The sequence below is a fragment of the Rothia sp. HMSC062F03 genome, assembly GCF_001836905.1.
Lineage (GTDB): Bacteria > Actinomycetota > Actinomycetes > Actinomycetales > Micrococcaceae > Rothia > Rothia mucilaginosa_A.
The window spans coordinates 212,279-230,669 of sequence record NZ_KV830861.1; the positions used below are offsets into that span (position 1 = coordinate 212,279).

Here is an 18,391-nt window from a genome sequence, read left to right on the forward strand (position 1 = left end):
ATTTTCTATGCTGAATTTCCGATATATTGGCAGTATGGAACAAGCATCACAGATTAAGGGCCCGGACGGCCCCCTTACCGATCAGCTGATTAAGTTCGGTAAGTTCTTCTCCCGCTGGGACGAGACTGACGACGGCCGCGCCGTCTTCCGTGAAGGCGGCCGCGAAGGTGACGCCTTCTACCGCGACCGTTGGAGCCACGATAAGGAAGTTCGCTCGACCCACGGCGTGAACTGCACCGGCTCCTGCTCCTGGAAGGTGTACGTCAAGGACGGCATTATCACCTGGGAGGCGCAGGAAACTGACTACCCCTCGGTTGGCCCCGATCGCCCCGAGTACGAGCCCCGCGGTTGCCCCCGCGGTGCAGCCTTCTCGTGGTACACCTACTCGCCCACCCGAGTTAAGTACCCCTACATTCGCGGTCCCCTGCTGGAAATGTACCGCGAGGCAAAGGCTATCCACAGCGATCCCGTGGACGCCTTCCACTCCATCGTGTCCGACCCCGCTAAGCGTTCCCGCTACGTGAACGCCCGCGGTAAGGGCGGTTTGGTGCGCTCGACCTGGGCTGAGGCTCTCGAACTGATGGCCGCTGCCCACGTGCACACCATTAAGTACTACGGTCCCGACCGCAACACCGGCTTCACCCCGATTCCGGCAATGTCCATGGTCTCCTTCAGCGCGGGTGTTCGCTACATCCAGCTGATGGGTGGCGTGATGACCAGCTTCTACGACTGGTACGCCGACCTCCCCGTGGCTTCCCCGCAGGTCTTCGGTGACCAGACCGACGTTCCCGAGTCCGGTGACTGGTGGGACGCTGCGTACCTCATCATGTGGGGTGCAAACGTTCCGCTGACCCGTACCCCGGATGCCCACTGGGTCTCCGAGGTCCGCTACCGCGGTACCAAGGTTGTCACCGTGAGCCCCGACTACGCCGACAACACCAAGTTCGCTGACGAGTGGCTGCCCGCACAGGCAGGTACCGACGCAGCGCTGGCAATGGCTATGGGCCACGTTATCCTCAAGGAAAACTACGTCGACCAGCGTGTCGAGTTCTTCGAGGACTTCTCCCTGACCTACACCGACCTTCCCTTCCTGGTCACTCTGGAGACCCGTGAAGACGGTGTGAAGGTTCCCTCTAAGTTCCTGACCGCAGCTAAGCTCGCTGGCGAGGCTGAGCAGGCTAACTCCGACTTCAAGCCTGTCCTGATGGACCGCGAGACCGGTGAGGTCTTCGTTCCTAACGGCACCATGGGTCACCGCTACGCAGCCGAGGACCAGGGCAAGTGGAACCTGGACCTGCAGGGCCGCAAGCCGATTCTGTCGATCCGCGACCTGCCCCAGGGCGAGTCCGCTGCCGTCGAGATTAAGATGCCGACCTTCGACGACCCGAAGGGTCACGGCGACGTCATCACCCGTGGTGTGCCTGTTGCCTACGTTGAGGGCCACGAGGTCACCACCGTCTTCGACATCATGCTGGCACAGTACGGTGTTGGCCGTGAGGGCCTGCCCGGTACCTGGGCTAAGGACTACGACGACTGGAGCGTTCAGAACACCCCGGCATGGCAGGAGCCGATTACCTCCGTGCCCGCCGAGGCCGTTATCCGCATTGCCCGTGAGTTCGCTAAGAGCGCCCTGGATTCCGGCGGCCGTTCCATGGTGATTTTCGGTGCGGGTATCTGCCAGTGGTACCACGCTGACACCACATACCGCGCTATCCTCGCCCTGCTGAACCTGACCGGTTGCCAGGGTCGTAACGGCGGCGGTTGGGCTCACTACGTGGGCCAGGAGAAGGCACGTCCGCTGACCGGTCTGACCAACATTGCAAACGCACTGGACTGGAGCCGTCCGCCGCGTCACATGATTGGTACCGGCTTCTGGTACATGCACACTGACCAGTTCCGTCAGGACGCATACTCCACCGACTACCTGCAGTCCCCGCTGGCTAAGGGCGAGCTGCGCAACGTTCACACCGCTGACGTCGTGGCACGCTCCACCCGCATGGGCTGGATGCCGTTCTACCCGCAGTTCCCCGAGAACTCGATGGACCTGGCTGACAAGGCAGAGCAGGCAGTGGCACGTGGCGAGGCATCCTCGAACGCAGACTACATTGCTCAGCGCCTGAACTCCGGTGACCTGGAGTTCTCCGTCGAGGACGTTGACAACCCCGTCAACTGGCCCCGTACCCTGACCCTGTGGCGTTCGAACCTCTTCGGTTCCTCTGCAAAGGGTGAGAGCTACTTCCTGAAGCACCTCGTCGGTAGCATGGACAACGTCCAGGGTGAAGACGCAGAGACCCACCCGAAGGAAGTTAAGTGGGTTGACGAGGCTCCCCAGGGCAAGCTGGACCTGCTGGTCACTTCGGACTTCCGTATGACCTCCACGACCCTGCTGTCCGATATCGTTCTGCCGACCGCTACCTGGTACGAGAAGCACGATATCTCCTCGACCGATATGCACCCGTTCCTGCACGCGTTCTCCCCGGCAATTGACCCGCCGTGGGAGGCAAAGACCGACCACGAGACCTTTAAGGCTCTCGCATTCGAGTTCTCTCGTATGGCGAAGAAGCACCTGGGCGTCCGCAAGGACATCGTCTCGGTCCCGCTGCAGCACGATACCCCGGGCCAGATTGCTCAGCCCGGCGGTCACGCACCCGACTGGAAGAACACCCCCGGTATGGTGGGCGTTCCCGGTAAGAACATGCCGAACTTCGTCACCGTTGAGCGTGACTACGGTGCACTGTACGACATGTACACCACCGTTGGTCCGCTGTTCGACAAGCTCGGTGCGACCACCAAGTACGTCACCTACGATCTGAAGCACGAAGTTGCCAAGATGGCTAAGGAATTTGGCGTGATGGACTCCGGTAAGGGCGCAGGCCGTCCCGCACTGGACACCGACGTGAAGATTGCCGAAGCCATCCTGATGATTTCGGGTACTTCGAACGGTGAGGTTGCTGTCAAGGGCTTCAAGGAGCTCGAGAAGCAGACCGGTCTGCACCTGATGGACCTGGCAGAGGGTAACGAGGAACGTCGTATCACCTTCCCCATGACCCAGGCCGCACCGCAGCCCGTGATGACCTCTCCCGAGTGGTCCGGTTCGGAGACCGGCGGTCGCCGCTACGCTCCGTTCACTGTCAACATCGAGAAGAAGAAGCCGTTCCACACCCTGACCGGCCGTATGCACTTCTTCCTCGACCATGACTGGATGCACGAGATGGGCGAGGCCCTGCCGATTTACCGTCCGCCGCTGGACATGACCGGTCTGTACAACGAGCCCGAGCTCGGCACGACCGATGGTGTTTCGGTTGCTGTTCGCTACCTGACCCCGCACAACAAGTGGGCTATCCACTCGCAGTACTTCGACAACCAGTACATGCTGACCATGTTCCGTGGTGGTCCGGTCGCTTGGATGAGCCCCCAGGACGCCGAGAAGATTGGCGTCAAGGACGGCGAATGGGTTGAGTGCGTGAACACCAACGGTGTCTTCGTGGGTCGTGCGGTTGTCTCGCACCGTATCCCCGAGGGTATCTCCTTCGTTTACCACGCTCAGGAGCGTATGGTCAGCCCGAAGTCTGAAATCACCGGCAAGCGCGGTGGTATTCACAACTCGGTGACCCGTATTCTGCTGAAGCCCACCCACATGATTGGTGGCTACGCTCACTTGGCGTTCGCCTTCAACTATCTTGGACCGACCGGTAACCAGCGAGACATCGTCTCGTACATCCGTCGCCGTAAGTCCCAGGAGGTAACTTTCTAATGCGCGTTATGGCACAAGTTGCTATGGTGATGGCACTCGATAAGTGCATCGGCTGCCACACCTGCTCCGTGACCTGTAAGCAGGCATGGACGAACCGAGCCGGTACCGAGTACGTCTGGTTCAACAACGTTGAGACTCGTCCCGGTCAGGGTTACCCCCGCCGTTACGAGGACCAGGAAAAGTGGAAGGGCGGCTGGGTGCTGAACAAGCGCGGTCGTCTGGAGCTCAAGAGCGGTAACCGCTTCCAGAAGCTCTTCTCGATCTTCGCTTCCCCGATTCAGCCCGAGCTCAGCGACTACTACGAGCCCTGGACTTACGATTACCAGAACCTGACCACCGCGCCCCTCGGTGATGACTTCCCGGCAGCAAAGCCGGTCTCCCTCATCACCGGTGAGGACACCAAGGTCGAGTGGGGTATGAACTGGGACGACAACCTGGCTGGTGCAACCGAGTATGGTCACCTGGACCCGCTGGTTGAGAAGGTCCGCAAGAAGGCTGAGGACAAGATTAAGTTCGAGTTCGAGCAGACCTTCATGTTCTATCTGCCTCGTATTTGTGAGCACTGCCTAAACCCCTCCTGCATGGCTTCCTGCCCCTCCGGCGCTATCTACAAGCGCGCCGAGGACGGTATCGTGCTGGTGGACCAGGACCGTTGCCGTGGTTGGCGTCAGTGCATCACCGGTTGCCCCTACAAGAAGGTGTACTTCAACCACAAGACGGGTAAGGCTGAGAAGTGTACCTTCTGCTACCCCCGTATTGAGGCTGGTATCCCGACCGTGTGTGCTGAGACCTGCGTGGGTCGTATGCGCTACATCGGTGTCTTCCTGTACGACGCAGACCGTGTGACCGAGGCTGCTTCGGTTCCGGACGAGAAGGATCTCTACGAGGCTCAGCTGTCGCTGATGCTTGATCCTAACGACCCGGCCGTGATTGAGCAGGCGCGTAAGAACGACATCCCCGATGCGTGGATTACTGCGGCTCAGAAGTCTCCCGTGTACAAGCTGGCCAAGGAGTGGAAGGTGGCTCTGCCCCTGCACCCCGAGTACCGCACCATGCCGATGGTTTGGTACGTGCCGCCGCTGTCCCCGATTGTCGACCTGCTCAAGGAGCAGGGCCACGACGCTGAGAACAGCAACAACCTCTTCGGTGCTATTGAGGCTCTGCGTATTCCGGTGGAATACCTGGCTGAGCTGTTCACCGCAGGTGATACCGAGGTCGTGACGAACGTTCTGCGTCGCCTGGCTGCTATGCGTTCGTACATGCGTGACATCAACCTCGGTGGCGAAGGCAATGAGGAGATTGCCCAGGCGGTTGGCATGACCGGTCAGCAGATCTACGAAATGTACCGTCTGATGGCTATCGCAAAGTACAACGAGCGTTACGTCATTCCGAAGGCTCACATGGAGGACGCCCACAACCTCGAGGAAATGGGCTGCTCCCTGAGCGTGGATGGCGGACCCGGCATGTACGGCGATGCGTTCAACGACATGGAGGGTCGCCCGACCCCCGTGTCCACCGGTGTCTACGAGGCTAACAACAAGGTCAGCTTGTTCAGCTGGGACGGTTCTTCCCGCCCCGACGGCCTCTTCCCGAATACCACCGGAAAGAAGTAATAAGTGGCTGGATTCTTTTCCAAGCTCATGGGCAAGGCCGGTTCCGAGGCTCAGGCCTCGGAACCGGCTCAGCCGGAGAATCCGTTCGATATCGACTACGGACCCGGCGAAGACAAGGACTCGGTGATTTACCAGGTCAGCGCTATGCTCCTGGGCTATCCCGATGAGCAGATGCTGGAGGTTCTCCCCGAACTGGTCGCCATCACCGCGGCTACTGAGGACGAGTCCTTCATCGCAGCTGTTGATGCGATGCAGAAGTGGCTTACCTCCAAGGATCTGGAGGACGTGCAGTCTGAGTACGTGCAGGAATACGATCTTTCGCGTCGTCACTCCCTGCACCTGTCGTACTGGACTGATGGTGATACTCGCCGTCGCGGTGAGACCCTTCTGCGTTTCAAGCAGATGTACCGCGACTCCGGCATGCTGACCGTTTTGAACGGTGAGCTTCCGGATTACCTGCCGCTGGTGCTCGAATTCTGTGCGCTGGTTGATCGCCGTAAGGGTCGCTCGGCTCTGCAGGCGTACCGTCCTTCCCTTGAGCTTCTCCGTCTTGCAATGAAGGACGGAAGCTTGCCCCACTACGGGTTGTTGCAGAGCATCTGCGCGACCCTTCCCGGCGTCTCTCCCGAGACCCAGGAAGAGGTCCAGCGGATGGCCGGCTACGGCCCGCCCGTCGAGACTGTTGGCCTGAATGGTTACGCTGATTATCAGCTGCTCCAGCAGGCGCAGGCTCGTTCTAACTAGTTTTATCCCTGAGGAGACAACACGTGTACGTACTTGCTTCTGAGAGCGCAGAACACGCTGCACACGCTGTAGCCGACCCGGGCGTCGTAGACATCCTGCTGTGGGGCGTTCTGCCCTATGTTGCACTGGTCGTTCTGATTGGCGGCACCATTTGGCGTTACCGTACCGACCAGTATGGCTGGACGACCCGTTCGTCGCAGATTTACGAAGGCAAGTGGCTTCGCATCGGTTCGCCGCTGTTCCACTACGGCCTGGCCGCCGTCTTTATGGGCCACGTTGGTGGCCTGGTGGTCCCCAAGTTCCTGACTGACCTCGTCGTTTCGGATGAGACTTACCACATTGTGGCGCTGGTTGCAGGTTCTGTAGCGGCTGTTGCCACCATCGTTGGTATGTTTATCTTGCTGGGTCGCCGTGCAACGAACTCTGAGGTTCGTGCGGCTACCACCCGCAATGACGTTTTCATGTACATCGTCCTGGTTCTGGTGATTCTTGCCGGTACCGCGGCTACCCTGATTTCGGCAGTGAACCCGTCGGGCGGTCTGCCCCCGGTCAATGGCCACGAAGTTCACTTCAACTACCGTGAAACCATTGCCGTGTGGTTCCGTTCGCTGTTCTACTTCCACCCCGAGGTGGCTCTGATGGTGAACATCCCTGTAGCTTTCAAGATTCACATCATTGTGGCTATGGTCCTGTTCATTATTTGGCCCTTCACCCGCCTGGTGCACGCACTGACCGTGCCGCTGCACTACGTCTTCCGCCCCTACACCGTGTACCGCACCCGTGGCGGTCAGCGTGTGGGTGCACGTCGAGGCTGGGACCCGATTGGTACTCTCCCGCGTGAGCGTGCCGACCGCTAATACACATATCCATATTGCAAAAGAGGAAATATGAGCACCCCTGCTGCACCGAGCTACGACCTAAAGAAGGGTCAGCTTTTTAACGTTCTGCTGGCAACGTTCATCTCGACCATCGGCTTCTGGGCCTGGACTATTGTTGGTCCGCTGGCCAAGCTGTACGCCAAGCAGATGCACCTGGACGCTGGTATGACCAGTGTTCTGGTGGCTATGCCGATCTTCATCGGCGCTATCGGCCGTATTCCCGTCGGCGGTCTGACCGACCGTTACGGTGGTCGTATTATGTTCACCATTGTTCTGGCTGTCAGCGCACCGCTGGTTCTGCTGGTGGGCGTGGCTGGTCAGATGAACTCGCTACCCATGCTGCTGATTGTCTCCTTCTTCCTGGGTATTGCGGGTACCGTGTTCGCTGTGGGTATTCCCTTCAGCTCGGCATGGTATGACGCTTCGAAGAAGGGCTTCGCAACCGGTGTGTTCGGTGCGGGTATGGTGGGTACCGCGGTTTCCGCATTTGCTACCCCCCGCCTGGTGCAGGGTATCGGTTACTTCCCGACTCACATCCTGATTGCTGTGATTTGTGCAGTAACCGCCGTGATTGCTTTCGTGTTCCTGAAGGACTCCCCGGCAACCATCGGCCGTGAGGTCACCCCGCTGATGCCGAAGATTATTCGCGCATTCAAGGTGAAGACCACTTGGCAGCTCTGCTTCCTCTACGCAGTTGTGTTCGGTGCGTTCGTGGCATTCTCGAACTACCTGCCCACTTACCTGAGCAACATCTACCACTTCGACGCTACTGACGCTGGTCTGCGTGCGGCTGGCTTTGCCGCTGCCGCTGTGGTGGCTCGTCCCTTCGGTGGTGTTCTGGCTGATAAGTTCGGTCCGAAGATTATCTCCCTCATCTCCCTGGGCGGTGTGGTGATTCTGGCAGTTATTACCGCATTCCAGCCTAATGCTGAGCACGTGTACGGTGCTGTCTTCATCCTGATGGCTGCTCTGCTGGGTCTGGGCCACGGCTCGGTCTTTGGCTGGGTGGGTCGCGCTGCTGACCCGAAGAACGTTGGTGCGGTGTCCGGTGTGATTGCTGCTGCTGGCGCTCTGGGTGGTTTCTTCCCGCCGCTGGTGATGGGTGCAACCTACAACCAGGAGCACAACAACTACTTCATCGGTCTGATGCTGCTGGCCGTGACCGCGTTCCTCGCCTTCCTGTCGGCATTCCTCGTGCCGCACGGTGGCAAGCCGGATCACGCTAAGAAGTAATCCATTGAAGATATTTAGATATTCCTCGTAAGAGGTATATCTGAGCTTGTTTTCATAGGGGCCCCGGTTCGTTCTTCCGGTAACGGAGAATGAACCGGGGCCTTGCTCTGTTCGGTATCAGGGGCGAGAGAATCCTTCGAGTCGTCAATATGAGGGTTAGGAGAAGAGTTATCGTCTCCGAGCATGTCGAATCGTGATAATGGTGAGAAAAATGTGCGGAGATGTGGGACACTTAAAGCGTTCGACTCGTCGCAATAGCGCGACGTGACCCCTCTACGGTTTGCGCCGACCAATAGGAGAATCCCTATGTCCTTTATTGATCGTCATCTCGGCCCCCGTTCCGCAGACGCAGAGCAGATGCTCGAAACCCTGGGATATTCTTCCCTGGATGCGCTGATGGACGCTGTCGTCCCCTCGCAGATTCGCCTCGACGGCGAGCTGCAGCTTCCCGCCCCTCTGTCGGAGCATGAAGCTCTTTCGAAGATTGCCGGCTACGCCGCTAAGAATAAGGTCCTGGCACAGATGATTGGCGCCGGTTACTACGACGCTGTGACCCCCGCTGTTCTGCGCCGCAATATTCTGGAGAACCCCGGTTTCTACACTTCCTACACTCCCTACCAGGCTGAGATTTCTCAGGGTCGCCTGGAAGCTCTGCTGAACTTCCAGAACACCGTGATGGAGCTGACCGGCCTGGAGATTGCTAACTCCTCGCTGCTGGATGAGGCTTCCGCTGTCGCTGAGGCCGCAGTTATGATGCACCGTGCGAACCGCAAGGTGAAGAACGGCTTCTTCGCTATTGACTCTCGATGCCTGCCCCAGGTTATTTCGGTGACCCGCGGCCGTGCGGAGATGCTCGGTATTCCCTTTGTCATCACCGATTTCTCCGAGGGCCTGCCCGAGGGCGACCTGTACGGCATTATCCTGGCTTACCCCGCCCAGGACGGCGAAATCCGTGATATCGAACCGCTCATCAAGGCTGCTAAGGAACGTAACGCCCTGGTGACGGTGGACGCCGACCTGTTGGCTCTGACCCTGCTGAAGTCTCCCGGTGAACTGGGCGCAGATATCGCAGTTGGTAACACCCAGCGCTTTGGCCTGCCCTTCTTCTTCGGCGGCCCGCACGCCGGCTACATGGCCGTTCACAAGGGCATGGAGCGCACCATGCCGGGCCGTCTGGTGGGTGTCTCGAAGGACCCGACCGGCAAGCCGGCCTACCGCCTGGCCCTGCAGACTCGTGAGCAGCACATCCGCCGCGAGAAGGCTACCTCTAACATCTGTACCGCTCAGGCTCTGCTGGCCATCGTCGCGGGTGCTTACGCGATGTACCACGGTCCCGAGGGGCTGCGCGCTATCGCGAACCGCCTGCACACGAACGCTGCACGTATGGCAACCGCTCTGGAGGCTGCAGGCTACGGCATCGCTCACGAAACCTTCTTCGACACCATCGTGGTAGAAGCCCCCGGCCGCGCTGATGAGCTCGTCGCAAAGGCCCTGGACGCCGGTATCAACATCCGTCGCTTCGACGAGGACCGCGTAGGTATTTCGGTGGGCGAGTCCCACGACGACGAGGTGCTGAAGGCCCTAGTTTCCGCTCTGGGCGGCACCCTCGGTGAGGCAGATTCGAAGTACGACCTGGCCTCCGACCTGCTGCGTACCGACGACTATATGCAGCACCCGGTCTTCCACAAGTACCGCTCCGAGACCGAGATGATGCGCTACCTGCGTCACCTGGCAGACAAGGACCTGGCCCTGGATCGCACTATGATTCCGCTGGGCTCGTGCACCATGAAGCTGAACGCCGCAGCTGAGATGGAACCCATCTCCTGGCCCGGTTTCGCCAACATCCACCCGCTGGTTCCTGATGACCAGGCAGAGGGCTGGCACGAGCTGATTAAGGACCTGAGCGATTGGCTGGTTGCTATTACCGGTTACGATGCAGTGTCCCTGCAGCCGAACTCGGGCGCTACCGGTGAGTACGCTGGCCTGCGCGCTATCCGTTCCTTCCACGAGGCTAACGGTGACCACGAGCGCGATACCGTTCTGATTCCGCTGTCTGCTCACGGCACCAACGCTGCATCTGCAGCTCTGGCTGGTCTGAAGGTTGCCGGTGTGGCAACTGCGGCTGACGGTTCGATTGATGTTGACGACCTGAAGGCAAAGATTGAGAAGTACGGCCCCAAGGTTGCCGGCATCATGATTACCTACCCTTCCACTCACGGTGTGTTTGAGGAGCAGGTTGCTGAGGTTTGCCAGCTGGTTCACGAGGCTGGCGGCCAGGTGTACCTGGATGGCGCGAACTTGAACGCTCAGATGGGCTTCGCTCAGCCCGGCAAGTTCGGCGGCGACGTTTCGCACCTGAACCTGCACAAGACCTTCTCCATTCCTCACGGTGGTGGCGGCCCCGGTGTTGGCCCGCTGGCTGTTCGCGAGCACCTGGCGAAGTTCCTGCCCGGTGACGCATACCGCGCTGACTCTGAGGGTAAGCTCCCCAACGATGCTGCTCTGCCGATTTCGCAGGCGTTCTTCGGTTCTGCCGGTGTTCTGCCGATTAGCTGGATGTACATTGCGATGACTGGTGCTCAGGGTCTGAAGGACTCTTCGCAGTACGCGGTTCTGAACGCTAACTACATTGCGAAGAAGCTTAACGACAAGTACCCGGTGCTGTACACCGGCCCCGGCGGTCTGGTCGCTCACGAATGCATTCTGGACCTGCGTCACCTGACCGATAAGTCTCACGTGACCGCAGAGGACGTCTGCAAGCGTCTGATGGACTACGGCTTCCACGCACCGACCCTGGCGTTCCCGGTTCCCGGCACCCTGATGGTTGAGCCGACCGAGTCCGAGTCCAAGGAAGAGCTCGACCGCTTCATCGAAGCGATGGAGACCATCTACGACGAGATCATCGAGGTCGCCGAGGGTAAGGTCGCCGTTGAGGACTCCGTCCTGCGCAACGCACCGCACACCGTTGATGTGGTCAGCGCAGACGAGTGGGATCGTGCGTACACCCGCACCCAGGCTGCCTTCCCGGTTCCGAGCCTGCGCGTCAACAAGTACTTCACTCCGGTGGGCCGTATTGACGGTGCCGGCGGTGACCGTAACTTCGTGTGCGAATGCCCCCCGATGGAGGCTTTCGACCTGGAAGCATAAGGAGCGTTTGACGCTCTAGGGGTAGCCACTGGGCTCACCCCGCCCCGCCCGTCTCCTCGCGAGACGGGCGGGGTAGGCTCCCTACCTGGTCCTCTGCCGGAGAGGGAGATATAACCACAATGATTGCAATAACAGCACAAAGCTGTGCGTGAGGAGAATCTAATGTCCCCCAAGAAGACCTCCCTGTACCCGGTTCACGAGAAGCTGGGCGCATCCTTCACCGATTTCGGTGGCTGGGATATGCCCCTGAAGTACTCGAACGACGTTGCCGAGCACGAAGCCGTTCGTACCCGCGCGGGTATCTTCGACCTCTCTCACATGGGTGAGTTCCGTGTGACCGGTCCGGACGCCGCAGCATTCCTTGACTACGCTCTGGTGTCGAACATGTCCATCCTGAAGGTTGGCAAGGCAAAGTACTCCATCCTGGTCAATGACAAGGGTGGCGTTATCGACGATCTGATTACCTACCGCCTGGGCGACGAAGAGTTCATGGTTGTTCCCAACGCGGCCAACATTGACACCGATTACGCTGCTATGAGCGAGCGCCTGGGCGACTTCAACGTTGAGTTCGTCAACGAGTCGGATCAGACCTCCCTGATTGCTGTTCAGGGCCCTCGCGCGGAGGAGATTCTGCTGGCAGCCGGTGCCTCTGACGAGAATGCCGTGCGCGAGCTGAAGTACTACGCATCCGTGCCGCTGACCATCGCCGGCGTTGACGTTCTGCTGGCCCGCACCGGCTACACCGGTGAGGACGGCTTCGAGCTGTTCGTACCGAACGAGCACGCAGTTGAGCTGTGGGACAAGCTGGCTGCCGCCGGTGAGCCCTTTGGCCTGACCCCCGCGGGTCTGGCTTCCCGCGACTCCCTGCGTCTTGAGGCCGGTATGCCCCTGTACGGCCACGAGCTGGGTCTGGACATCACCCCCTTCGAGTCCGGCCTGGGCCGCCTGGTTGAGATTGCGCTGGAGAAGAAGGCCGCCGACTTCGTGGGTCGCGAGGCACTGTCCGAGCTGGCAAAGTCCGAGTCTAAGCGTATCCTGGTGGGTCTGAAGGCTCAGGCGAAGCGTCCTGCTCGTGCCGGCTCCAAGCTGGTGGACTCCGAGGGCAATGAGATTGGTGAGGTTACCTCCGGTATTCCTTCCCCGACTCTGGGCTTCCCGATTGCTATGGCTCTGGTGAACCGCGAGTTCTCGGAGCTTGGCTCCACCGTCGACGTGGACATTCGCGGTAAGCGTGCACCCTTCGACGTTGTGGCTCTGCCCTTCTACAAGCGCGAAAAGTAACGAAATATACTGCGTGAGGTAACCTCCGCGAGGTGAATGGCGCCGTGTTTCCGAGAGGACACGGCGCCTTTCGCGTGTCGGGGCGGCAACTGAGACGAAGCAGCCGGGGGAGAGAGGAGGAACCGAGGCGTACCCTCACCTTAGTTTCTGCATCCTCGGAAGTGCGTTAGGATTAGAGCGGTTAGTCAAGGAGGACTGTCCGTTATCACTACCTCATATGAATTAGGTGGAATACCGAGCCGGATAGTTTTCGGTAACCGGTATTCCGCGCGACTGCGCCCCGCAGGGCGCAATGACTTCGAAAGACAGAACGTGGCGATTAATCAGAGCACCCCCAGCAGCGCCCAGAAAAAGGCGGAGGCCCTTCCCTACGACATCAGCGTTTTTGAGCTGTTCAGTATTGGTGTTGGTCCCTCCAGTTCCCACACCGTGGGTCCCATGCGTGCGTCGAATCGTTTCGTGGCTGAGCTGATTGATGAAGGTCTGCTGGACCGCGTGACCGGCGTACATATCGATTTGTACGGTTCGTTGGCGGCAACCGGTGCCGGTCACGGTACGATGAGCGCCGCGTTGAAGGGGCTGTGCGGCTTCGTTCCCGAGACGATTGATATCGCCGCTGCGGAAGCGATGATTGAGCGCAATAGTGTTGACGGTACCCTGCCTCTGGCCGGATATCCTTCCTCCTCATACGGAGTGAATGCTCCCGGCGGCGAGGAGAACAAGGTATACGGCCCGGTGGTGCACTACCGTGAGATTGACATGACTCTGCGCCCTCTGACTGTTCTTCCGCGCCATACGAACGGCATGAAGATTGCCGCGTTTGCGGGGGAGGAGCTACTGCTGGAGCGTACCTACTACTCGATTGGTGGTGGCTTTATCGTTGAGGGAGACGAGGAAGCTACCGGCGGTGCCTCGCTCACGAACCCGCCCTACCCCTTTGGGTCGGGTGCCGAGCTCGTCGAGATGGCGAACGAGGCTGGCCTGTCGATTGCACAGCTGAAGATGGCGAATGAGTGTTCGCTACGCACGGAGCAGGAGGTGCGCGCGGGCATCCTGCATATCTATCGCATCATGAAGGAGTGCATCGGCTCCTCTCTGGCTCGTGTGGGGTATCTGCCCGGTCCGCTGAAGGTGCGTTGCCGTGCGGGTGCGTGGCACCGTGACCTGATGGTGGAGGATCCCGGCAAGTCTCCGGAGTTTGCGATTGACTGGGTGAACCTGATTGCTCTGGCTGTAAACGAGGAGAACGCCTTTGGCGGCCGTGTGGTGACGGCCCCGACGAACGGTGCATCCGGCATTATTCCGGCGGTACTGCACTACGCGATGAACTACACCCCGGGTATCCGCCATTGCGGCCAGGCCGCCCGTGAGCAGGCAATCGTGGACTTCTTCCTGGCTTCGGCCGCCGTGGGTGTGCTGTACAAGAAGCGCGCCTCGATTTCTGGCGCCGAGGTTGGTTGTCAGGGCGAGGTGGGCAGCGCCAGCTCGATGGCTGCTGCCGGCTTGGCTCAGGTGCTGGGCGGAACCCCCGAACAGGTGGAGAACGCGGCCGAGATTGCAATGGAACATAACCTTGGCCTGACCTGCGATCCCGTGGGTGGGCTGGTGCAGATTCCGTGTATCGAGCGTAATGCGATGGCCGCGTCGAACGCCGTGACTGCAGCGCGCATGGCCCTGCGCGGAGATGGTATGCACCGTGTGTCGCTGGATCAGGTGATTGAGACGATGCGCCAGACCGGTCTGGATATGTCGCACCGTTACAAGGAAACTTCGATGGGCGGCCTGGCCGTTAACGTGGTGGAGTGCTAGGTTCCTTGCGGTAGCGGGCGGGTTCTCAGGAGGATGAGTCCTTGAGAACCGGCCGGCGACCACTCGTGTATGGTTCTTCTTCAGGGTGGAAAATACATTTCTGTGTCAGGTTTGCACTCGCTCTTTGGGTGTGGTAGACAAAATAGATTTCTTCCTGTATCGTTAGTATTTACGCTTTCCCTAACCTTTGTGCCTTCATATAGCGGTGGGCACGGGCTGAAGGTGACGTTTTCCGTCCGACATCTGTAGCTTCGAGCACCGTTTATGCGGGGGCCGAGGTCGTCATGTCGCCGGTAAAGTCGCCGGGAGGCTGATTGCTAACAGACATGTCTGTGGAAGGATCCCCATTTTGGTCGCTTCGAGCACCTCTAACCATGACGCCGCTAACGGCGCAGAGAACGTCTCGCGCCGAATTTCATTCGCGAAGATTAACGAACCGCTGAAGGTTCCCAACCTGCTTGCTATCCAGACCGATAGCTTCGACCGCCTCGTAGGTAACGAGCGTTGGCTGGAGCGTCTGGAGTCCGCGCAGGCTGCTGGTGACACCTCTGTTCCCGCAAAGTCCGGTCTGGCTGAGATCTTTGAAGAGATTTCCCCGATTCGCGACTTCCAGGAGACCATGCAGCTCTCCTTCTCCGAGCCCGAGTTCGCCGACCCCAAGTACTCCGTCGAGGAGTGCAAGGACCGCGACGCAACCTACTCGGCACCGCTGTATATCAAGGCTGAATTCATGAACCTCGCTACCGGCGAGGTTAAGCAGCAGACCCTGTTCATGGGCGACTTCCCCCTGATGACCGAGGCCGGTACCTTCGTGATTAACGGTACCGAGCGTGTGGTTGTCTCCCAGCTGGTGCGTTCCCCCGGCGCCTACTTCGAGAAGGCTCCGGACCGCACCTCCGATAAGGACATCTACTCGGCCCGCGTGATTCCCTCCCGCGGTGCATGGTTCGAGCTTGAGATTGACAAGCGCGACCAGGTGGGCGTTCGTCTGGACCGCAAGCGTAAGCAGTCCGTGACCGTTCTGCTCAAGGCCCTGGGCTGGACCGAGTCCAAGATTCTGGCTGAGTTCGGTCAGTACGACTCCATCCGCGCAACCCTCGAGAAGGACTCCGTCAAGGACCGCGATGAGGCTCTGCTGGACATCTACCGTAAGCTGCGCCCGGGTGAGCCCCCGACGGTTGAGGCTGCCCAGGCTCTGCTGGACAACATGTACTTCACCCCGCGCCGCTACGACCTGGCCAAGGTCGGCCGTTACAAGCTGAACCGTAAGCTTGGCGTGGACGTTCCCCTGGATTCCCCCGAGGCCTCCGTGCTCAGCCAGGACGACATCGCCCAGATGATCCGTTACCTCTGCGCTCTGCACGCTGGCGAGACCAGCATCCCGGGCGTACGCGACGGCAAGGAAATCTCCCTGAAGGTCGACATCGACGATATCGACCACTTCGGTAACCGCCGTATCCGCACCGTGGGCGAGCTGATTGAGAACCAGATCCGTACCGGTCTGTCCCGTATGGAGCGTGTGGTCCGCGAGCGCATGACCACCCAGGACGTTGAGGCTATCACCCCGCAGTCCCTGGTGAACATCCGCCCCGTCGTGGCAGCTATCAAGGAGTTCTTCGGTACCTCTCAGCTGTCCCAGTTCATGGACCAGAACAACCCGCTGGCAGGTCTGACCCACAAGCGTCGTCTGTCCGCTCTGGGCCCTGGTGGTCTGTCCCGAGACCGCGCAGGCATGGAAGTGCGAGACGTGCACCCCTCGCACTACGGCCGCATGTGCCCCATCGAAACCCCTGAAGGCCCGAACATTGGTCTGATTGGTTCGCTGGCAACCTACGGTCGCATCAACTCCTTCGGTTTCATCGAGACCCCCTACCGCGTGGTGACCGATGGTCGCGTGACCGATGAGGTCCGCTACCTGACCGCTGACGACGAGAAGTCTGTTGTTATCGCGCAGGCAAACGCGCCTCTGAACCCGGACCGCACCTTCGCTGAGAACGAGGTTCTCTGCCGTGCAGGCGATGGTTCTGGCGAAGCTGTTCTGGTTGCTCCCGGCGCCGTTCAGTACATGGACGTCTCCCCGCGCCAGATGGTGTCTGTTGCTACCGCCCTGATTCCTTACCTGGAGCACGACGACGCTAACCGAGCACTGATGGGTGCTAACATGCAGCGTCAGGCTGTGCCCCTGCTGGAGTCTGAGGCTCCCGTGGTTGGTACCGGTATGGAGAAGTACGCAGCACTGGACTCCGGTGACTCCGTGCTCGCGAAGAAGCCCGGTGTGGTTTCCTCCGTGGACGCTAAGACCGTTATCGTCCGTAACGACGACGGCTCTGTCTCCACCTACCCGATCATGAAGTTCTCCCGCTCGAACCCGGGTAACTGCTACAACCAGCGCGTTGTGGTGAAGGAAGGCCAGCGCGTCGAATACCGCGACGTTATCGCTGACGGCCCCTCCACCGACGGTGGCGAGCTGGCACTGGGTAAGAACCTGCTCGTGGCATACATGCCGTGGGAAGGCCTGAACTACGAAGATGCGATCATCCTCTCCCAGCGCATGGTTTCTGAGGACGTGCTGACCTCGATTCACATCGAGGAGCACGAGATTGACGCCCGCGACACCAAGCTGGGCCCCGAGGAGATTACCCGCGATATTCCGAACGTGTCCGAGGATGTTCTCTCGGCTCTGGACGAGCGCGGCATCATCCACATCGGTGCTGAGGTTGAGGCTGGCGACATCCTCGTTGGTAAGGTTACCCCCAAGGGTGAGACCGAGCTGACCCCCGAGGAGCGCCTGCTGCGCGCAATCTTCGGTGAGAAGTCTCGCGAAGTTCGCGACACCTCCCTGAAGGTTCCTCACGGTGAGTCCGGTACCGTCATCGGTATCCGTATCTTCGACCGCGAGAACAACGATGAGGACGATCTGCCCCCGGGCGTGAACCAGCTGGTCCGCGTGTACGTGGCTCAGAAGCGTAAGATTACCGACGGCGACAAGCTCGCAGGCCGCCACGGTAACAAGGGTGTTATTTCCAAGATCCTGCCGATCGAGGATATGCCCTTCCTGGAAGACGGTACCCCCGTGGACGTCATCCTGAACCCGCTGGGCGTGCCCGGTCGTATGAACATTGGTCAGGTTCTGGAAGTTCACACCGGTTGGCTGGCTAAGCAGGGTTGGAAGATTGAGGGCGAGCCCGAGTGGCTTAAGCACATGCCGAACTTCCCGAAGGAATCCGGCCCGACCCGCCTGGCAACCCCGGTGTTCGACGGTGCCCACGAGGACGAACTGTTCGACCTTATGGACCACTCGAACCCGAACCGCGATGGTGACCGTCTGATCAACCGTTCCGGTAAGGCACGTCTGATTGACGGCCGTTCTGGTGAGCCGTTCCCGGATCCGATTTCGGTTGGTTACCAGTACATCCTGAAGCTGCACCACCTGGTGGATGACAAGATTCACGCTCGTTCCACCGGTCCGTACTCGATGATTACCCAGCAGCCCCTGGGTGGTAAGGCGCAGTTCGGCGGTCAGCGCTTCGGTGAGATGGAAGTGTGGGCGCTGGAAGCATACGGCGCCGCATACACCCTGCAGGAAATCCTGACCGTCAAGTCCGATGACGTGGCGGGCCGTGTGAAGGTTTACGAGGCTATCGTGAAGGGCGAGAACATCCCTGAGCCGGGTATCCCCGAATCCTTCAAGGTTCTTATCAAGGAAATGCAGTCTCTGTGCCTGAACGTCGAGGTGCTCTCCACCGACGGCAAGATTATCGAGATGAGCGACTCGGAGGAAGAAGGCTTCCGGGCAGCAGAAGATATGGGCGTGAGCCTGACCCACGACGAGCCCAGCTCGGTCGACGAGGCATAAGCACCGCCTCCTTCTAGGGTGGAGAACCCCGCATGCGCTCGCATGCGTTGTGGGGTTCCCACCCGCAAACCCAAGT

Annotated in this window: 9 protein-coding genes; all 9 read left to right on the forward strand. The window is 59.8% G+C overall.

What is annotated here, in order from left to right; translation table 11 throughout:
- Window positions 1-34 precede the first annotated feature (34 nt).
- The 9 genes from HMPREF2674_RS00925 to rpoB all read left to right on the forward strand — a co-directional run bounded on the left by HMPREF2674_RS00925 (window position 35) and on the right by rpoB (window position 18,315).
- Window positions 35-3,754: a nitrate reductase subunit alpha gene (locus HMPREF2674_RS00925; RefSeq protein ID WP_049345812.1), complete on the forward strand. Its 3,720-nt coding sequence runs from the start codon at window positions 35-37 to the stop codon at window positions 3,752-3,754.
- Window positions 3,754-5,367: a nitrate reductase subunit beta gene (gene narH, locus HMPREF2674_RS00930; protein WP_070680179.1), complete on the forward strand. Its 1,614-nt coding sequence runs from the start codon at window positions 3,754-3,756 to the stop codon at window positions 5,365-5,367. Before HMPREF2674_RS00925 ends, narH begins: the two co-directional genes overlap by 1 nt.
- A gap of 3 nt (window positions 5,368-5,370) precedes the next feature.
- Entirely contained in the window at window positions 5,371-6,111 is a 741-nt protein-coding gene (narJ, locus tag HMPREF2674_RS00935) for a nitrate reductase molybdenum cofactor assembly chaperone (protein ID WP_070824576.1), read from the forward strand.
- A gap of 23 nt (window positions 6,112-6,134) precedes the next feature.
- A complete protein-coding gene (gene narI, locus HMPREF2674_RS00940; protein WP_070680182.1) occupies window positions 6,135-6,968 on the forward strand; it encodes a respiratory nitrate reductase subunit gamma in 834 nt (277 codons plus the stop codon).
- Between the two features lie 30 nt (window positions 6,969-6,998).
- Window positions 6,999-8,222: an MFS transporter gene (locus HMPREF2674_RS00945; RefSeq protein WP_070824577.1), complete on the forward strand. Its 1,224-nt coding sequence runs from the start codon at window positions 6,999-7,001 to the stop codon at window positions 8,220-8,222.
- A gap of 306 nt (window positions 8,223-8,528) precedes the next feature.
- On the forward strand, window positions 8,529-11,369 hold the full coding sequence (gene gcvP / locus HMPREF2674_RS00950; protein ID WP_070824578.1) for an aminomethyl-transferring glycine dehydrogenase: 2,841 nt from the start codon (window positions 8,529-8,531) through the stop codon (window positions 11,367-11,369).
- Between the two features lie 162 nt (window positions 11,370-11,531).
- A complete protein-coding gene (gcvT, locus tag HMPREF2674_RS00955; protein ID WP_070824579.1) occupies window positions 11,532-12,650 on the forward strand; it encodes a glycine cleavage system aminomethyltransferase GcvT in 1,119 nt (372 codons plus the stop codon).
- Between the two features lie 312 nt (window positions 12,651-12,962).
- Entirely contained in the window at window positions 12,963-14,459 is a 1,497-nt protein-coding gene (locus HMPREF2674_RS00960; RefSeq protein ID WP_053088799.1) for an L-serine ammonia-lyase, read from the forward strand.
- A 349-nt stretch (window positions 14,460-14,808) separates the two neighbouring features.
- Window positions 14,809-18,315 carry a DNA-directed RNA polymerase subunit beta gene (gene rpoB, locus HMPREF2674_RS00965; RefSeq protein WP_049331898.1) on the forward strand — a complete coding sequence of 1,169 codons (3,507 nt, stop codon included), beginning with the start codon at window positions 14,809-14,811 and terminating at the stop codon, window positions 18,313-18,315.
- Window positions 18,316-18,391 lie beyond the last annotated feature (76 nt).